This window comes from Rhizobium sp. BK379, assembly GCF_014193955.1.
GTDB lineage: Bacteria > Pseudomonadota > Alphaproteobacteria > Rhizobiales > Rhizobiaceae > Rhizobium.
Genome location: NZ_JACIAD010000002.1, coordinates 851707 through 867150, shown reverse-complemented (window position 1 = coordinate 867150; position 15444 = coordinate 851707). Strand labels below are relative to the sequence as shown.

Sequence of the window (15444 nt, the reverse complement as noted above, 5' to 3'; positions counted from 1 at the left end):
CAGAAAGATAGCACATGACAGTTGAGTGCACCCGGCTCAAATCCGGGCTGACAGTAGTCACACAGACCATGCCGCACCTTGAAAGCGCTGCGCTCGGAGTCTGGATCAAATCAGGTTCGCGTAACGAGACGGAAGACGAACACGGTATTGCCCACCTGCTCGAACACATGGCCTTCAAGGGAACGGCACGCCGCTCCGCCCGCGAGATCGCCGAGGAAATCGAGGATGTCGGCGGCGAAGTGAATGCTGCGACCTCCACCGAAACGACCTCTTATTATGCCCGTGTCCTGAAGGATCATGTACCGCTCGCCGTCGATATCCTCGCCGATATCCTGACGGAATCCGCCTTCGAGGAAGAAGAGCTGGAGCGCGAGAAGCAGGTCATCCTACAGGAGATCAACGCGGCCAACGACACGCCCGACGACGTCGTCTTCGACCGCTTCTCCGAGGTCGCCTATCGCGGCCAGACGCTCGGGAGACCGATCCTCGGCACGCCGGAAACCGTCGTTTCCTTCACGCCGCAGCAGATTCGCACCTATCTCGGCCGCAACTACACGACCGACCGGATGTTCGTGGTGGCGGCGGGCGCCGTCGAGCATGACGAATTCGTTCGCTTGGTCGAAGACCGCTTCGCCAGCCTGCCGACCACGCCCAATGCGCCGCCGGTCATGGAGCCAGCGCGCTACATCGGCGGCAATGTGCGTGAGCCGCGCGACCTCATGGACGCGCAGATCCTGCTCGGCTTCGAGGGCAAGGCCTACCACGCCCGCGATTTCTACTGCTCACAGATCCTCGCGAATATCCTCGGTGGCGGCATGTCCTCCCGCCTCTTCCAGGAAGTGCGCGAGTTTCGTGGCCTCTGTTATTCCGTCTACGCTTTCCACTGGGGCTTTTCCGATACCGGCATCTTCGGTATCCACGCCGCAACCGGTGGCGAGAACCTGCCGGAACTGGTGCCCGTCATCATCGACGAGTTGCACAAGTCGGCCGACAGCATCCATCAGAAGGAAATCGAGCGCGCCCGCGCGCAAATCCGCGCCCAGCTTCTCATGGGCCAGGAAAGCCCCGCCGCCCGTGCCGGCCAGGTCGCCCGGCAGATGATGCTCTACGGTCGCCCGATCTCCAATCCGGAGATGATGGAGCGCTTGGAAGGCATCACCATAGAGCGTCTGACCGACCTAGCGGGTCGCCTGTTCTACGACACCGTTCCGACGCTTTCGGCGATCGGTCCGCTTGAGCAGCTTGCCCCGATGGAAGACATCACCGCCTCGCTTTCGGTCCCGGCACCGAAGACGAAGCAGGCGAGCCTCTGACCGACACATCCGTTGCGCCGAGGGGTATCGATGCCAAAATCGGTTTTTCGGTTCCTGTCGCGACAGCCTGAAGCGGTCGAACTCGAAAACGATAAATATGTCTTGCGCCTGCCGCGCTATCAGGATTTCAGCCAGTGGCACCGGCTTCGCGCCGATAGCCGCCGATTTCTGGAGCCCTGGGAGCCGACATGGCGGCGCGACGAGCTGACCGAGGGATCGTTTCGCGCCCGGGTGATCCGCGGCAAACAGGAATATGCTTCGGGACAGGCGGTCCCGCTCTTCATTTTTCTCAGAAAGGACATGACGCTCGTTGGCGGCGTCACCATCGGCTATATCCGCCGGGGTGCGGCCCAAAGCTGCATGATCGGCTATTGGATGGGCGAGCGTTTTGCCGGCCAGGGCCATATGTTTGCCGCACTTCAACTGGTTATTCCTTATATCTTCGCCGGGCTTGAGTTGCACCGTATTGAAGCAGCCTGTATTCCAGACAATGCACGGAGCATTCGCCTGCTTGAGAAAGCCGGGTTCCAGCGGGAAGGCTACCTGCGCGGATATTTGAAGATCAACGGTCAGTGGCATGATCACGTGATGTTTTCACGTCTGGCCAGTGACGCGGATACAGGCAGGAAACCCAACAGCCGATGAACAAAGACCGCATGCTGCTGACGTCACCGTCCGGACGAGTGATCACGGTGATCGCAGCCCTTCTCCTGTCGGTATTCGCCCTTGCCGCGGGAACCGTGCAGGCGGCCGAGCCGGTGAAGATTTCCCGCGACGATACTGCGCTGGACCTGACTGCCACGACCGAAATCTACGCCAACCAGGGCGAAGCCTTCCAGGTTTCCACCGCGGCCGGCGCCGATGGTATCCGCCGGCGTATCGAAGTGCGCGCAAGTTCGGAAAACCATCAGGGCGACTGGGCAGTCTTTGCGCTTGCCAATGTCTCGGAAGAGCAGCTTGAGCGCGTCATCGTCGCGCCGCACTTCCGTCTCGTCAATTCCAAGCTGTTCTGGCCCGATCTCGGCTCGCAGCGCATCATTGCCATTACCCCCAGCGAAGGTTTTGCACTCGACCGCCAGCCGAGCGACGAAGCCGACGTCTTCCGCATCACGCTGAACCCCGGTGCCGTCATCACCTTCGTGGCCGAGCTTGCGACACCCGACCTGCCGCAGATCTATCTGTGGGAGCCGGATGCCTACAAGGACACGATCAACGCCTTCACGCTCTATCGCGGCATCGTACTCGGCATTGCCGGCCTGCTGGCGGTTTTCCTGACCATCCTTTTCGTCGTCAAGGGAACCTCGATGCTGCCGGCGACGGCGGCACTTGCCTGGGCGGTGCTCGGCTATATCTGCGTCGACTTCGGCTTCCTTGGAAAGCTGATCAGCGTCGCCTCGGCGGATCAACGAATATGGCGCGCCTGTGCGGAGGTGGCGCTCGCCTCCAGTTTCGTCATCTTCCTCTTTACCTATCTCAATCTGAACCGATGGCATGTGCATCTGGGTTACGCCACGCTTGCCTGGGTGCTGGGTCTTGCGCTGCTCTTCGGCGTGGCGATCTACGATCCGTCGATTGCGGCCGGCATTGCGCGGCTTTCCTTCGCGCTGACGGCAGCGACCGGGCTGCTGCTCATCATCTATCTCGGCTTCAACCGCTACGACCGCGCCATCCTGCTCGTTCCAGCCTGGGCGCTGACGCTTGTCTGGCTGTTTGGCGCGTGGATGACGATCACCGGCCGGCTCGACAATGACATCATTCAGCCCGCACTCGGCGGCGGTCTCGTCCTTATCGTGCTCCTGATCGGTTTCACCGTGATGCAGCACGCCTTTGCGGGCGGCGCTTTCCAGCAGGGCCTGTTCTCCGATCTCGAACGCCAGTCGCTGGCGCTGACGGGCTCCGGCGACATGGTCTGGGATTGGGATGTAGCGCGCGACCGCGTCGTCACCATTCCCGATGTTTCCGTAAAACTCGGGCTCTCGCCAGGCACGATGCATGGCGCGGCGCGCAACTGGCTGCCGCGGCTGCACCCCGACGATCGCGACCGTTTCCGGGCGACGTTGGACGTGCTCCTGGAACATCGCCGCGGCCGGCTGAACCACGAGTTCCGCATCCGCGCCGAAGACGGGCACTTCCATTGGCTCCTGATCCGTGCCCGGCCGGTGCTCGGCTCGAACGGCGAAATCATTCGCTGCGTCGGCACGATCGTCGATGTGACCGAGCAGAAGAACTCCGTCGAGCGGCTGCTGCACGATGCGCTGCACGATAACCTGACGGGCCTGCCGAACCGGCAGGTCTTCATAGACCGCCTGCAGTCGGTGCTGACGCTGGCACCGGGTGGCGAGACGCTGCGTCCGACCGTGATGGTGATCGACATCGACCGCTACAAGCTGGTCAACGATTCGCTCGGAGTGGCCGCGGGCGACAATATCCTGATCGCACTCACCCGGCGTCTCCGCCGTCTTCTGAAACCGCAGGATACGCTGGCGCGTCTCTCGGGCGACCAGTTCGGCCTCATCCTTGTTTCCGAGCACGATCCGGCCAAGGTCGCGGATTTCGCCGATGCGATGAGCAAGGCGATCATGGTGCCGATCAATTTCTCCAACCGCGAGATCATCCTGACCGCTTCGATCGGCCTCACCTCCTGGGTGGACCAGCAGGAAAGTGCATCCGGCCTGCTCAGCGACGCCGAGCTTGCCATGTATCGGGCCAAGCGCGCCGGTGGCAACCGTGTCGAGCCCTTCCAGCCGGCCTTCCGCGATTTCGGCACAGACCGCCTGCAGCTTGAATCGGATCTGCGCCGCGCCATCGAACGCAAGGAACTTTCGATGGTCTACCAGCCGATCGCGCGGCTGGAGGATGTCGAGATTGCCGGTTTCGAGGCGCTGATGCGTTGGGAACATCCCAAACGCGGCAATATCCCGCCCTCGGAATTCATCCCGATCGCCGAAGCCTCCGACATCATTGGCGCGCTCGGCATCTTCGCGCTGGAACAGGCGACCAACGACCTGATGGGGTGGCAGAACCAGACCGGCGAACTGCCGATCTTCGTCTCCATCAACCTCTCCAGCGTGCAGCTTCTCAATAACGAGCTTTACGACGACGTCCGCTCGGTGCTGGCGAAAACCCATTGCGATCCTTCAAGGCTGAAGCTGGAACTGACGGAATCCATGGTGATGGAAAATCCGGAGCAGGCCCGTCTCGTCTTGCAGAAGCTGAAGGAAGCCGGCCTTGGCCTGGCGCTCGACGATTTCGGCACCGGCTATTCCTCGCTTGCCTATCTCACCCGCTTCCCCTTCGACACGATCAAGCTCGACAAGGCGCTGGTGCGCGACAACAGCGACAAGAAGGCAACCGTGCTGAGATCGGTGATCTCCATGGCGCGCGAGCTGGAGATGAAGGTGGTCGCCGAGGGCATCGAATCCAACGAGGATGCGATCGAGCTTGCCAAGATGGGCTGCAGCTATGGCCAGAGCTATCTCTTCGGTCCGCCGATGCCGTCGGAATCGGTGCTGCGACTGCTGAGGGAACGGTTTCCGCTGACGAAGCGGGCCTAGGCGGATTTAACTCGACTAGTGCCCACAGAGAATGCGGGGAGGACGCGGTTTATCGCCTTGCCCTCCCGGCCATGACAGTTATTCTGCCCGAAAACACAACCGGGAGGCCCCTTATGATCCTGCATTGCGTATTCATGCGGCTGAAGAGCGCCATGACACCAGATGACAAGCAGGCGCTGTTCGACGCCATCGTGGCGCTGAAGCAGGTAATTCCAGGCATTCTGGATATCAAATACGGGCCGAATGTTTCACCCGAGGGGCTGCATGGCGGTTTCGTCGACGGATTTGCAGTGACCTTCGAGAGCCCGGAGGCCCGGGATACCTATCTCGTGCATCCCGAGCATGTGGCCGTCGGCGAGCGTATCGTCACGTCAACGGATGGAGGCCTGGCCGGCCTCCTCGTCTTCGATCTGGTTCTCTAATATTCCTTGATCAGCTCGATTTCGCCATCGCGGCGGAGAGCTGGTCAACATTGTAGCGGAACATCTTCTCGTAGGTCGGCGCCGGGCCTTTGGTGTCCGACAGCGATTCGACGTAAAGCTCACCGCCCGGCTTGGCTCCGGTGGCGGTGGCAACCTGTTTGACGAGCCGCGGATCGTTCGAGTTTTCGAAGAAGTAAGTCTTCACGCGCTCCTGCTTGATCTGCTCGATCAGCTTGGCGACGTCAGCGGCAGACGCTTCGCTTTCAGTCGAAAGTCCGAGCGGCGCCAGGAAGCTGACATTATATTCCCGGCCGAAGTAACCGAAAGCATCGTGGCTGGTCAGCACCTTGCGGCTATTATCGGCGATCTTGTCGAACTTGGAATGGGCATAGGCATCCAGCTCGTCGAGCTTCTTCGTGTACTTTTCGGCATTGGCCTTGAAGGCTGCCGCATCGGCCGGATCGGCAGCGGACAGCGCTTTTTCGATGTTGGCGACCCAGATCTTCACATTCACGGGGCTGTTCCAGACATGCGGATCGGTAACGGTCTTTCCGTCCTCTTCCATGGTGCGGGTGTTGATGCCCTCGGAGACCGTGATGGGTTTGCCCTTGTAGCCGGAGGCGGTGATGAGGCGATCCATCCAGCCTTCCAGCCCCTCGCCACTGACGAAGGTGACCTTTGCGGCGTTCAGCGCTTTGGCATCGGCCGGCGACGGCTCGAATTCATGGGGATCGCCGTTCGGGCCGACGAGGCTTGTGACCTTGACGTGATCGCCGCCGACCTGGCGGACGACATCGGCAAGCACGGTGAAGGAAGCGACGACCTTCAGCGTTTCGGCCGAAGCCGGCACGGCTGAAAGCACCATCAGCACGGGCAAGGCGGCGGAGAGAAGCAGTCTGCGGGATATCATTGATGGCTCCTGTGATCAGCCCTTCAGATGCGGGCGGGGGAAGAAACGTCGGGCAAGGCCCGACGGCGCGAAGAAGATGGAGAGCCCGTAAAACAGCGCCGCCGTCATGATGATCGTTGGGCCGGAGGCAAGCTCGAGGTGATAGGACGCGATTAGGCCGAGATAGCCGGAAGCTGCGGCGCTGACCGCTGCTGTCATCATCATGGCCGGCAAACTGCGCGACCAGAGCTGCGCGATCGCGGCCGGCAGCATCATCAAGCCTACGGCCATCAACGTGCCGAGCGCCTGGAAGCTCGCGACAAGGTTCAGCACCACCAAGAGCAGGAAGAGAAAATGATAGACCGGGCCCCGCCCGGCGACGGCACGCAGGAAACCAGGATCGAAACATTCCGCGACCAGAGGTCGGTAGATGACCGCTAGTGCCAGCAATGTAACCGATGTGATGGCGCCGATCTGCGTCAGTGCCGGTGCATCGATGGCAAGGATCGTGCCGAACAGCACATGCAGCAGATCGATGTTGGAGCCTCGCAGCGAGACGATAAGCACGCCGAGGGCCAGCGAGGCGAGATAGAAGCTCGCAAAGCTCGCGTCTTCCTGAAGCACGGTCATGCGACTGACGACGCCGGACAGCAGTGCGACAGAAAGGCCGGCGACAAGCCCGCCAATGCCCATTGCAGTCAGCGACAGCGAGCCGGCAACGAGATAGCCGATCGCCGCCCCCGGAAGCACTGCATGGCTCATGGCGTCTCCCATCAGGCTCATGCGTCGCAGCATCAGGAAGACGCCGATGGGACCGGAGCCGAGACCAAGGCAGAGGCAGGCGACGAGCGCGCGGCGCATGAAGCCATAATCGGCAAAGGGAGCGAAGAAGATATCGTAGGCCGTCATGCCGCCGGCTCGCAGGCTTCGGCATCCTCGTCCCAACGTTCGGCCATGGCGCGAGCCTCAAGCAGATTGGCTGACGACATGACCTCCTGCGTCATCCCCCAGCCGATCAGCCGGCGGGCGAGCAGCAGGGTTTCCGGGAAATGCGCCCTCACCTGCTCGAAATCGTGGAGCACGGCGATCACTGTCCGGCCGTCGCCGTGCCAGCGGGCGATGATATCGAGCAGGTCCCTGGTCGTGCGGGCGTCGATGGCGGTGAAGGGTTCATCGAGCAGGATGACACGGGCATCCTGCAACAGTAGGCGGGCAAAGAGCACGCGCTGGAACTGGCCAGCCGAGAGCGAGCCGATGTGGCGCGCCTCGAAGCCTTCCAGCCCGACGATGCCGAGCGCGGCGCGGGCGCGCATACCGTCCTGTTTCGCAACGCTGCCGAAAGCACCAGCCGAGCGCCAGCTTCCGAGCAGCACCGTATCCAGAACGGAGATCGGAAAGCGCCTGTTGATGTCTGCTGCCTGCGGAAGGTAACCGAAATCGGCGCGCTGCAGCCGGTGCTCCACTCGCCCCTCAGCCGGGCGCAGTTCCCCCATGATCGCTTTCAGCAGCGTGGATTTCCCCGCCCCGTTCGGCCCGGCGACTGCCGTCAGGCTGCCGGGCTGGAACGTGCCGGAGAGGTGATGGACCGCCGGGTGGCGATCATAGGAAACTGTCAGATTGTGGAGGCGGATGACCGGCGCGCTCATGGCAGCAAGATCGCCCAATGGATCGCAAGCCACAGGAGCGCAACGATAATGATTGCGCCGCCGGCACGCAGCAGCGCCGATTGTCCGAGCAGGCTGCTGATGGCGAAACGTTGGGGGGCGGTCGGCATTGTTCATTCCTTTTATGTAATAACATTACGGTTATGTTATAACAATTACGGCAGGAATGAGGCAAAGACGACCGGCGCCATATCGGCGCCTGTTTCAACGACAAATAAAAAAGGCGCCCGAAGGCGCCTTTCACACAAGCATCGATGGGTTCCGGCTCAGAGCTGCTCGAGCATCGCCGCAGCACCGGAAACCGTCGCCTGCCCGGGCGATTCCTCGACATTGAGCGACTTCACGACACCGTTCTCGACCAGCATCGAATAGCGCTTGGAGCGCACGCCGAGGCCGCCTCCGGAAAGATCGGCATCGAGGCCGACCGCCTTGGTGAAGCCGGCATCCCAATCGGCGAGGAAGTGGATCTTGCCAAGGCCGCCCGAGGACTGCGCCCAGGCGCCCATGACATGCCAGTCGTTGACGGCAAGGACGGCAATATCGTCGACGCCCTTGGCGAGTATGGCATCGCGGTTTTCCAGATAGCCTGGCAGGTGGTTCAGCGAACAGGTAGGCGTGAAGGCACCCGGCACGGCGAAGAGCACGACGCGCTTGCCGGCGAACAGTTGCTCGGTGGTGGTTTCGACCGGGCCGTCGGTGGTTTTTTCCTTGAAGGTGGCGGCAGGAAGCTTGTCGCCGATCGCGATGGTCATGGATTTTCTCCTCGGTTCAGGCTGGCCGCGGCAAGGCCGCAGGGATGGGCAGGGACTATAAGATGCGGTCAATCAAAGGCAAGCGTGGTTTCCATGGCGCGCGTGCCGTCAATGACGAGCACACCCCACTGCTTGCCCCTTATGTCGTAATTCTTCGGCAACTTGCCGATCGCAATATCGGTGGAGTAGGCATTGCCGCTGCGGCCGATATTCGTCTGCTTCGTAAAGGCATAGCCGCTGGGACCGGTCGCGACGATATAGGGAGTACCGCCTCCCGCCTCCGGCAGTGTGATCTTCAACGAGAGCTGTTTGAGGTCACTCGATACGGCGTGTGCCACGACCTTAAAATCGGCAGTCGGGGCTTCGGGAAGACGGGCGGCAGCGTCGCGAAGGATCATCTCCTCCTGCGGGCGCGATTGGGCAACAGCTTCGAATTTCAGTAAAAGCTGCGCCTGGAAAGGAATGCAAATATCCTTGCAGATGCCAATGAACGCAGTGGCGTCTATTGCGACCGGCCCTGCCTTCGAAGCCGTCAGCGATAGTGGCAGGGTTACCGGTGCATCATAGCCGATGTCCTCGACCTTGCCGCGGGAGATATATTTCGGGACGGGATAGGAAATTGCGTCAAGCGTTACGCCGCTTTGCGGTACGATGGTGATCTGCGGGGGGATACCGTTATTGCCCGGCTCGCGCCAATAGGTAATCCAGCCAGGCTTCGGCTCGATCTGGAGGCCGGCCCTTATATGGCCATCAGCATCCGGCGGCAGAGCCACGAGACGCATCCGGCCGCCCTCATTCTCCGCCCAGTTGCTCATTTCTGCATGCGCCACCGGCAACAATCCAAGCATGGATGAAGCCGAAACGACTGCAATTAACAGGGGCCGCACAAGTAATGAAATAACTCTCATGGAACAAGGGTTTACCGAAACTCGCCAATTGCCGCTAGAAGTCCCGCCCATTTAAATCTTCATTTTCAGTTGATTGATTTGTGACATTGCCCCATGTTTCTCTTGTCGGAGCCTTAGTGCAGTCTGGCGGCAGGAGGAACCATGTCCCTTTCAACGCTGAAGAACAGACGGGAACGCGGATTTTTCGATGGTCAGTTCCTGATCGCCATGCCCGGCATGGAAGATCGAAACTTCGCACGCACGGTGATTTATATATGCGCCCACTCGGATGCGGGCGCCATGGGCTTCGTCATCAATCGCCCGCAGAGCCTTACCTTCACCGATGTGCTGCTGCATCTCGATATGATCAAGCAGGAAGATTCCATCGTGCTGCCGAAAGATGCCCGGGAATTTCCGATCCAGACCGGCGGGCCGGTCGAGAGCGGTCGCGGTTTCGTGCTGCATTCCGACGATTATATCAGCGACTCCTCCATTCCCGTCAGCGACGATATCTGCCTGACGGCGACGCTCGATATCGTCCGCGCCATCTCCAAGGGCGGCGGCCCGAAGCGGGCCACCATGCTGCTTGGCTACTCCTCCTGGGGTGCGGGCCAGCTCGAAAACGAAGTGGCCGCCAACGGCTGGCTCAATTGCGCGGCCAATGAGGAGCTGATCTTCGATCGCTGCCTCGACGACAAGTATGAGCGGGCGCTTGCCAGCATGGGTATTACACCGGCCATGCTTTCGGCCGAAGCCGGTCACGCCTGAGACTGCACCATTCCGGAACGAAATTCTTCCATTGGCGTTTCCAATCGGCAAGCGCGGGCACCCCGTCCGCGATTACCCGAGAGGAGACATCGAAATGGGTAGCACTGGCGATAAGATTTCCGGCAAGGTCAACGAGATGGCCGGAAAGGCAAAGAAGACAGCGGGCAAGGCCACCGGCGACCGTGAAATGCAGGCCAAGGGCGGCATGCAGGAAGCCAAGGGCAAGGCCCAGGTCGCAAGCGGCAAGGTGAAGGACAAGCTTAAGGGCGCTGTCGACCGCCTCTGACCGTCGGCTTCATGCCCAATTCAATGCCTGTCGCACCCATGTGCGGCGGGCATTTTCCGTCATATCCTACCTGTAGGGGGCTGCCATGAGGTTGTTTACCTGCGACAATTGCGATCAGGTCATTCATTTCGACAACAGGCTGTGCGTGCGCTGCAACCATCGCCTGGGCTTTTTCGCCAGCGATCTTTCCATGCATGCGCTGGAATCACGCGACGAGGTGAATTGGCAGCTCGTCTCCGATCCTAACCGGCTCGTGCGATTTTGCGCCAATGCGGGTCTCGACATCTGCAACTGGCTGGTCGATGACGGCAATGATTTCTGCATTGCCTGCCGACATAACCGACTTGTGCCGAATACCGACACGCAGGAGGGTATCGATCGCTGGCGGCGCATCAGCCAGGCACAACGCCACCTCTTCTACTCGTTGTTGCGTTGGAAGCTGCCGCATCCCGACCGGCAGGAAGATCCGCAAGGCGGCCTCGTTTTCGACTTCCTCGAAGACGCCGTCCAGAACGACGGCAATATCGTGCCGGCGATGACCGGGCACGAGGAAGGATTGATCGCCATCCGTGCGGCCGAAGCAGATGATCTGACGCGCGAGCAGGCGCGCGCAGCAATGGATGAACCCTATCGCACCCTGCTTGGACATTTCCGTCACGAGACCGGGCACTTCATCTGGGACAAGCTGGTGCGTGACCGCAACGGCTTAGACGCATTCCGCGCCGTCTTTGGCGACGAAAGGCAGGATTATGCGACAGCCCTTCAGGAGCGCTACGCCAATGGGCCGGCACCCGGCTGGCAGGAAAGTTTTATCAGCGCCTATGCCTCCGTCCATCCCTGGGAGGATTTTGCAGAATGCTTCGCGCACTATCTGCACATCGTCGATACGCTGGAAACGGCCCGCAGTTTCGGCATAGCGATCGACCCGCGCGGACATGAAGAGATCGCAGCGGAGGTGGATTTCAATCCTTACCGGGCGCAGAGCGCCGAGCAGCTCGTCAGCGCCTGGGTGCCGCTCAGCCTGGCGATCAACGCCATCCAGCGCAGCATGGGACAAGCCGATTCCTATCCCTTCGTGCTGTCGCAGCCAGTCGTAGCGAAGCTGGAATATATGCACGAGCTGATCCAGGCTGCCGCGAACGAGCAGCGACAGGCTGCCTGATCAGCCTGCCTTTTTGCTCTTCTTGAAAGGTTCCATACCCTTGCGGGCGAGCTCATCGGCGCGCTCGTTCTCAGGGTGGCCGGCATGGCCCTTGACCCAATGGAGCGTGACCTTGTGCCTGTTGCGGGCTTCCTCCAGCGCCTGCCAGAGTTCCGCATTTTTCACCGGCTTGTTGTCGGAGGTCTTCCAGCCGTTTTTCTTCCAGCCGAAGATCCACTTGGAAATGCCGTCCTTCACATAGGCGCTGTCGGTGTAGAGATCGACCTCGCAAGTCTCCTTCAGTGCGCTGAGCGCGGAGATCGCAGCCATGAGTTCCATACGATTGTTGGTGGTTTCAGCCTCACCACCGGAGAGTTCCTTCTCCACATCGCCGTAACGCAACACAGCGCCCCAGCCGCCTGGGCCTGGATTGCCGGAACATGCGCCATCGGTGAAGATATCGATGTGCTTCATAGGCTCAACCCGTATTCCGCAGGCGACGAAATCTGGCGATGAAAGCGCAGCTTGCGCAGATATTCCAACGGATCCTTCTTGGTGACCATTGCGCCTTCGGGCGTCGTCAGCCAATCGTAGAGACGGGTCAGAAAGAAGCGCAACGCCGAACCGCGAGAGAGGACCGGGAGAGCCTTGATTTCTGCCTCGCTCAGAGGGCGCACGCTCTGATAACCCTCCAGCATCTGCGTACCCTTGGTGATGTTATAGGCGCCGTCCTTCTCGAAGCACCAGGCATTGAGGCAGATGGAGACGTCATAGGCCAGCAGATCATTGCAAGCGAAATAGAAATCGATGAGGCCCGACAACTCATCGCCGAGGAAGAAGACGTTGTCGGGGAAAAGATCGGCGTGGATGACACCGGCCGGCAGATCCTTCGGCCAATAGGCGCGCAGGAAATTGAGATCGCTGCGGATTTCATTCTGCAGGCCAAACTCCACCTCGTCGGCGCGCTCCTCCGACTTGTCCCAGAGCATCTGCCAGCCATCAAGCGACAGCGCATTCGGCCGTGTCAGTACAAAACCTTCACCAGCGACATGCATCTGCGCCAGCGCCTTGCCGACCTCGCGGCAGTGTTTTGCCTCCGGCTTCCTCAGCCACATGCCTTCAAGGAAGGAAATGAGCGCGGCCGGACGGCCCGACAGCGTGCCGAGCAACGCGCCATCCTTGCGCGGCAATGGCAGCGGACAAGACAGGCCGCCTGCCGACAGATGCTGCATCAAGCCGAGGAAGAAAGGCAGATCGTTCTTTTCCACCCGCTTTTCATAGAGCGTCAGGATGAGCGGCGCCTTCGACGTATGGAGCAGGAAGTTGGAATTCTCGACGCCCTCGGCGATGCCCTTGTAGGAGAGCAGCTGGCCAGCATCATATTCAGTGAGAAACCATTTCAGCTCGTCTTCGGCGATATCGGTATAAACTGCCAAGGTGGGTCTCTCACTGTCGAGGCGATGTTGTCAGATGGGTGGCGCGGAGGAGAACTCCCCTCGCCTTATTCCCCGTTCACGAATGCCATGTCAGCCGTCGTCAGCTCAAGGCTGCGCAGTTCGCGGTTGACGAGGAAGTGCTCGTTTTCCTGAACCGTTTCGGCAAGCTCGACACGGGCGTCGAAGCGAGTGCGGAATGCCTCGATGATCTCATTGACGATCACTTCCGGGGCGGAAGCGCCGGCGGAAAGGCCGAGAGTGGCAATCGGACCAATCTCATCCCAGTCGAGTTCGGAAGCGCGCTGAACGAGAATTGATTTCTTCGCACCTGCCCGCAGCGCCACTTCGACGAGCCGCTTGGAATTGGAAGAATTCGGGGCGCCGACGATGATGAAGAGATCGCAGCCGGGGGCCGCTTCCTTGACCACTTCCTGGCGGTTGGTCGTGGCGTAGCAAATGGAATCGGCAGCTGGCGCATGCAGCTTGGGAAAGCGCTCTTCCAGACGCTTGATGACGCCGGCGGTATCGTCGACCGAGAGCGTCGTCTGCGTCACGTAGCCGAGATTATCGGGATCACCAGGCTCGTAGGCATCCACATCCTCGACCGTTTCGATGAGAGAGACGGTCCCTTCGGGCAGCTGGCCCATGGTGCCGATCACTTCCGGGTGGCCGGCGTGGCCGATCAGGATGACGTGGCGGCCGAGGCGATTGTGGCGCATTGCCTGCTTGTGAACCTTGGAGACCAGCGGACAGGTGGCGTCGAGATAGAAGAGGTTGCGGGCATTCGCATCCTCGGGCACGGATTTCGGCACACCATGGGCGGAGAAGACGACCGGCTGGGCACGGTGTTCGGCCGGGATCTCGTCAAGCTCCTCGACGAAGACCGCACCTTTTGCTTCCAGCCCTTCAACGACATACCGGTTGTGCACGATCTCATGGCGGACATAGACAGGTGCGCCATAGGCCTTCAACGCCAGTACGACGATCTGGATTGCGCGGTCGACGCCGGCACAGAAGCCTCGCGGACCACAAAGCCTGATCGTCAAAGGAGGTTTAGCCGCAATATTCATAACATACCCAGTTTGAGCTTCAGGGACCTCTAACCCAATATGGGGCGGAATTGAAGCGATACTATTACGCAGCACCCTTGCGGGGGCGAAACCAGGAGATGGCGACGACGACGGCGAGAACCACCGCCAGCCCATACCAGGTGAAGGCATATTGCAGATGGTCGTTCGGCAGATCGATCTGCGTGACGCCGCCGATCGGAAAACCCGCCGGATTGGGCGTGGAATCGGCATCGACGAAGAAGGGGATGACGCGGGCCTTGTCGAGATCGACGCTGGAGGCCATCACATCGAGATCCTTCCAGTAGAAGATGTTCTTCGCCACGTCATTGTCCGGCACCAGCGTGGACGGTTTTCCCGGAAGCTTGGCGCGCGCGAGGCCGGTCACCGTCTGCTGATCGGTCAGCTGGCCCTGCATGCGCATTTCCGGCTCCTTGTTCTCGTAGGGAACGAAGCCTCGGTTGACGAAAAGATAGCGCCCGTCCTCAAGCTGCAGCGGCGTGTAGATGTAATAGCCGGTCCGGCCGCGCCAGGTTGCGAAGAAGTGGCGCTCCTTGTTGTTGATATAGCGGCCGGTGGCGGTGACCGTGCGGTATTCGATATCGCCGCCCCGAGACGCCATGGACTCGATATCGGCAAGCGGAACCGGGGCTGCGACACGACGCTCGGCAATATCGGCGAGGAGGCCTTCTTTCCAGTGCAGGCGCTCCACCTGCCAGGTGCCGAGCGAGATCAGGATGGCGAGTGCGATGAGAACGGCAATGCCGGTAAAGATCGGCAGCTTGCGGCGCGGAGCCGGACTTTGGATGTCAGTCACTCAGGCGTCCCTCACGGGCATTGTGACGATATTGCATGGCGATGAGAATGCCCTTGCACCAGCGCAGTGCGAGCAGAGACAGAATGATCGTCAGCGGGCCGAAGAGCAGGATATGCACCCATATCGGCGGCGCATAATTGACCTGAAGCCAGAGCACCGAGCCGATGATGATGAAACCGACGATGAGAATGACGAAGACGGCCGGGCCATCGCCTGCATCGGCGAAGGAATAATCGAGCCCGCAGGCGGCGCAGCGCGGCTTCAGACCGAGAACGCCGTCAAAAAGCTGGCCATGGCCACAGCGCGGGCAGCATCCCCTGATGCCGGTCTTGACCGGATCGACCGGGGGAAATTGCGCGTTGTCTTCATTCATGACCATCTCCATGCAAACGGCTTTTCGCCGTCTGCCATAACTCTCCCATAAAGTATTCGCATCCCGAATGGAAAT

General features: G+C 60.6%; 18 protein-coding genes. 7 read left to right on the top strand and 11 right to left on the bottom strand.

Annotated elements, in window-relative coordinates; translation table 11 throughout:
• Nucleotides 1-14 precede the first annotated feature (14 nt).
• From FHT93_RS15255 to FHT93_RS15240, 4 genes are all read left to right on the top strand, one after another.
• The gene (locus FHT93_RS15255) at nucleotides 15-1313 is read left to right on the top strand and encodes a pitrilysin family protein (RefSeq protein WP_112542974.1); all 1299 of its coding nucleotides are present in this window, start codon (nucleotides 15-17) and stop codon (nucleotides 1311-1313) included.
• Between the two features lie 30 nt (nucleotides 1314-1343).
• Entirely contained in the window at nucleotides 1344-1958 is a 615-nt protein-coding gene (locus FHT93_RS15250; protein WP_112542973.1) for a GNAT family protein, read from the top strand.
• Entirely contained in the window at nucleotides 1955-4867 is a 2913-nt protein-coding gene (locus FHT93_RS15245) for a sensor domain-containing phosphodiesterase (protein WP_112542972.1), read from the top strand. The genes FHT93_RS15250 and FHT93_RS15245 overlap by 4 nt, the downstream gene beginning before the upstream one ends.
• 113 nt (nucleotides 4868-4980) lie before the next feature.
• The gene (locus tag FHT93_RS15240; protein ID WP_112542971.1) at nucleotides 4981-5289 is read left to right on the top strand and encodes a Dabb family protein; all 309 of its coding nucleotides are present in this window, start codon (nucleotides 4981-4983) and stop codon (nucleotides 5287-5289) included.
• A 10-nt stretch (nucleotides 5290-5299) separates the two neighbouring features.
• Here the strand turns inward: FHT93_RS15240 and FHT93_RS15235 are convergent, their stop codons facing one another.
• The 6 genes from FHT93_RS15235 to FHT93_RS15215 form a co-directional block, all read right to left on the bottom strand.
• A complete protein-coding gene (locus FHT93_RS15235; protein ID WP_113116273.1) occupies nucleotides 5300-6199 on the bottom strand; it encodes a zinc ABC transporter substrate-binding protein in 900 nt (299 codons plus the stop codon).
• Nucleotides 6200-6214: 15 nt separating this feature from the next.
• Nucleotides 6215-7087, bottom strand: coding sequence for a metal ABC transporter permease (locus FHT93_RS15230; protein WP_112971058.1), 873 nt, complete (start codon nucleotides 7085-7087; stop codon nucleotides 6215-6217).
• The gene (locus FHT93_RS15225) at nucleotides 7084-7824 is read right to left on the bottom strand and encodes an ABC transporter ATP-binding protein (RefSeq protein WP_183848197.1); all 741 of its coding nucleotides are present in this window, start codon (nucleotides 7822-7824) and stop codon (nucleotides 7084-7086) included. Before FHT93_RS15225 ends, FHT93_RS15230 begins: the two co-directional genes overlap by 4 nt.
• Entirely contained in the window at nucleotides 7821-7952 is a 132-nt protein-coding gene (locus FHT93_RS35895) for a hypothetical protein (protein ID WP_281413546.1), read from the bottom strand. Before FHT93_RS35895 ends, FHT93_RS15225 begins: the two co-directional genes overlap by 4 nt.
• Nucleotides 7953-8108: 156 nt before the next feature.
• The gene (locus tag FHT93_RS15220; RefSeq protein ID WP_112542967.1) at nucleotides 8109-8594 is read right to left on the bottom strand and encodes a peroxiredoxin; all 486 of its coding nucleotides are present in this window, start codon (nucleotides 8592-8594) and stop codon (nucleotides 8109-8111) included.
• A 68-nt stretch (nucleotides 8595-8662) separates the two neighbouring features.
• Complete coding sequence (locus FHT93_RS15215) at nucleotides 8663-9502, bottom strand: protein-disulfide reductase DsbD domain-containing protein (protein ID WP_183848195.1); 840 nt, start codon at nucleotides 9500-9502, stop codon at nucleotides 8663-8665.
• A 141-nt stretch (nucleotides 9503-9643) separates the two neighbouring features.
• On the opposite strand from FHT93_RS15215, the gene FHT93_RS15210 reads away from it, so the two are divergent.
• From FHT93_RS15210 to FHT93_RS15200, 3 genes are all read left to right on the top strand, one after another.
• Nucleotides 9644-10249, top strand: a complete 606-nt coding sequence (locus FHT93_RS15210) for a YqgE/AlgH family protein (protein ID WP_112542965.1) — start codon at nucleotides 9644-9646, stop codon at nucleotides 10247-10249.
• A 94-nt stretch (nucleotides 10250-10343) separates the two neighbouring features.
• On the top strand, nucleotides 10344-10535 hold the full coding sequence (locus FHT93_RS15205; RefSeq protein WP_112542964.1) for a CsbD family protein: 192 nt from the start codon (nucleotides 10344-10346) through the stop codon (nucleotides 10533-10535).
• Between the two features lie 85 nt (nucleotides 10536-10620).
• On the top strand, nucleotides 10621-11697 hold the full coding sequence (locus tag FHT93_RS15200) for a putative zinc-binding metallopeptidase (protein WP_183848193.1): 1077 nt from the start codon (nucleotides 10621-10623) through the stop codon (nucleotides 11695-11697).
• On the opposite strand, the gene rnhA is transcribed toward FHT93_RS15200, so the two are convergent.
• From rnhA to FHT93_RS15175, 5 genes are all read right to left on the bottom strand, one after another.
• A complete protein-coding gene (gene rnhA / locus FHT93_RS15195) occupies nucleotides 11698-12150 on the bottom strand; it encodes a ribonuclease HI (protein ID WP_112542962.1) in 453 nt (150 codons plus the stop codon).
• Entirely contained in the window at nucleotides 12147-13112 is a 966-nt protein-coding gene (locus tag FHT93_RS15190; RefSeq protein ID WP_113116277.1) for a homoserine kinase, read from the bottom strand. The genes rnhA and FHT93_RS15190 overlap by 4 nt, the downstream gene beginning before the upstream one ends.
• Before the next feature lie 65 nt (nucleotides 13113-13177).
• On the bottom strand, nucleotides 13178-14182 hold the full coding sequence (ispH, locus tag FHT93_RS15185) for a 4-hydroxy-3-methylbut-2-enyl diphosphate reductase (RefSeq protein ID WP_113015009.1): 1005 nt from the start codon (nucleotides 14180-14182) through the stop codon (nucleotides 13178-13180).
• A gap of 64 nt (nucleotides 14183-14246) precedes the next feature.
• Nucleotides 14247-14996, bottom strand: a complete 750-nt coding sequence (locus tag FHT93_RS15180; RefSeq protein WP_183848191.1) for an SURF1 family protein — start codon at nucleotides 14994-14996, stop codon at nucleotides 14247-14249.
• Nucleotides 14989-15369: a DUF983 domain-containing protein gene (locus FHT93_RS15175; protein WP_112543126.1), complete on the bottom strand. Its 381-nt coding sequence runs from the start codon at nucleotides 15367-15369 to the stop codon at nucleotides 14989-14991. Before FHT93_RS15175 ends, FHT93_RS15180 begins: the two co-directional genes overlap by 8 nt.
• Nucleotides 15370-15444 lie beyond the last annotated feature (75 nt).

Coding starts and splice junctions, on each gene's coding strand:
- FHT93_RS15255 (WP_112542974.1), top strand. CDS start 15: ATGACAGTTGAGTGCACCCGGCTCAAATCCGGGCTGACAGTAGTCACA.
- FHT93_RS15250 (WP_112542973.1), top strand. CDS start 1,344: ATGCCAAAATCGGTTTTTCGGTTCCTGTCGCGACAGCCTGAAGCGGTC.
- FHT93_RS15245 (WP_112542972.1), top strand. CDS start 1,955: ATGAACAAAGACCGCATGCTGCTGACGTCACCGTCCGGACGAGTGATC.
- FHT93_RS15240 (WP_112542971.1), top strand. CDS start 4,981: ATGATCCTGCATTGCGTATTCATGCGGCTGAAGAGCGCCATGACACCA.
- FHT93_RS15235 (WP_113116273.1), bottom strand. CDS start 6,199: ATGATATCCCGCAGACTGCTTCTCTCCGCCGCCTTGCCCGTGCTGATG.
- FHT93_RS15230 (WP_112971058.1), bottom strand. CDS start 7,087: ATGACGGCCTACGATATCTTCTTCGCTCCCTTTGCCGATTATGGCTTC.
- FHT93_RS15225 (WP_183848197.1), bottom strand. CDS start 7,824: ATGAGCGCGCCGGTCATCCGCCTCCACAATCTGACAGTTTCCTATGAT.
- FHT93_RS35895 (WP_281413546.1), bottom strand. CDS start 7,952: ATGCCGACCGCCCCCCAACGTTTCGCCATCAGCAGCCTGCTCGGACAA.
- FHT93_RS15220 (WP_112542967.1), bottom strand. CDS start 8,594: ATGACCATCGCGATCGGCGACAAGCTTCCTGCCGCCACCTTCAAGGAA.
- FHT93_RS15215 (WP_183848195.1), bottom strand. CDS start 9,502: ATGAGAGTTATTTCATTACTTGTGCGGCCCCTGTTAATTGCAGTCGTT.
- FHT93_RS15210 (WP_112542965.1), top strand. CDS start 9,644: ATGTCCCTTTCAACGCTGAAGAACAGACGGGAACGCGGATTTTTCGAT.
- FHT93_RS15205 (WP_112542964.1), top strand. CDS start 10,344: ATGGGTAGCACTGGCGATAAGATTTCCGGCAAGGTCAACGAGATGGCC.
- FHT93_RS15200 (WP_183848193.1), top strand. CDS start 10,621: ATGAGGTTGTTTACCTGCGACAATTGCGATCAGGTCATTCATTTCGAC.
- rnhA (WP_112542962.1), bottom strand. CDS start 12,150: ATGAAGCACATCGATATCTTCACCGATGGCGCATGTTCCGGCAATCCA.
- ispH (WP_113015009.1), bottom strand. CDS start 14,182: ATGAATATTGCGGCTAAACCTCCTTTGACGATCAGGCTTTGTGGTCCG.
- FHT93_RS15175 (WP_112543126.1), bottom strand. CDS start 15,369: ATGAATGAAGACAACGCGCAATTTCCCCCGGTCGATCCGGTCAAGACC.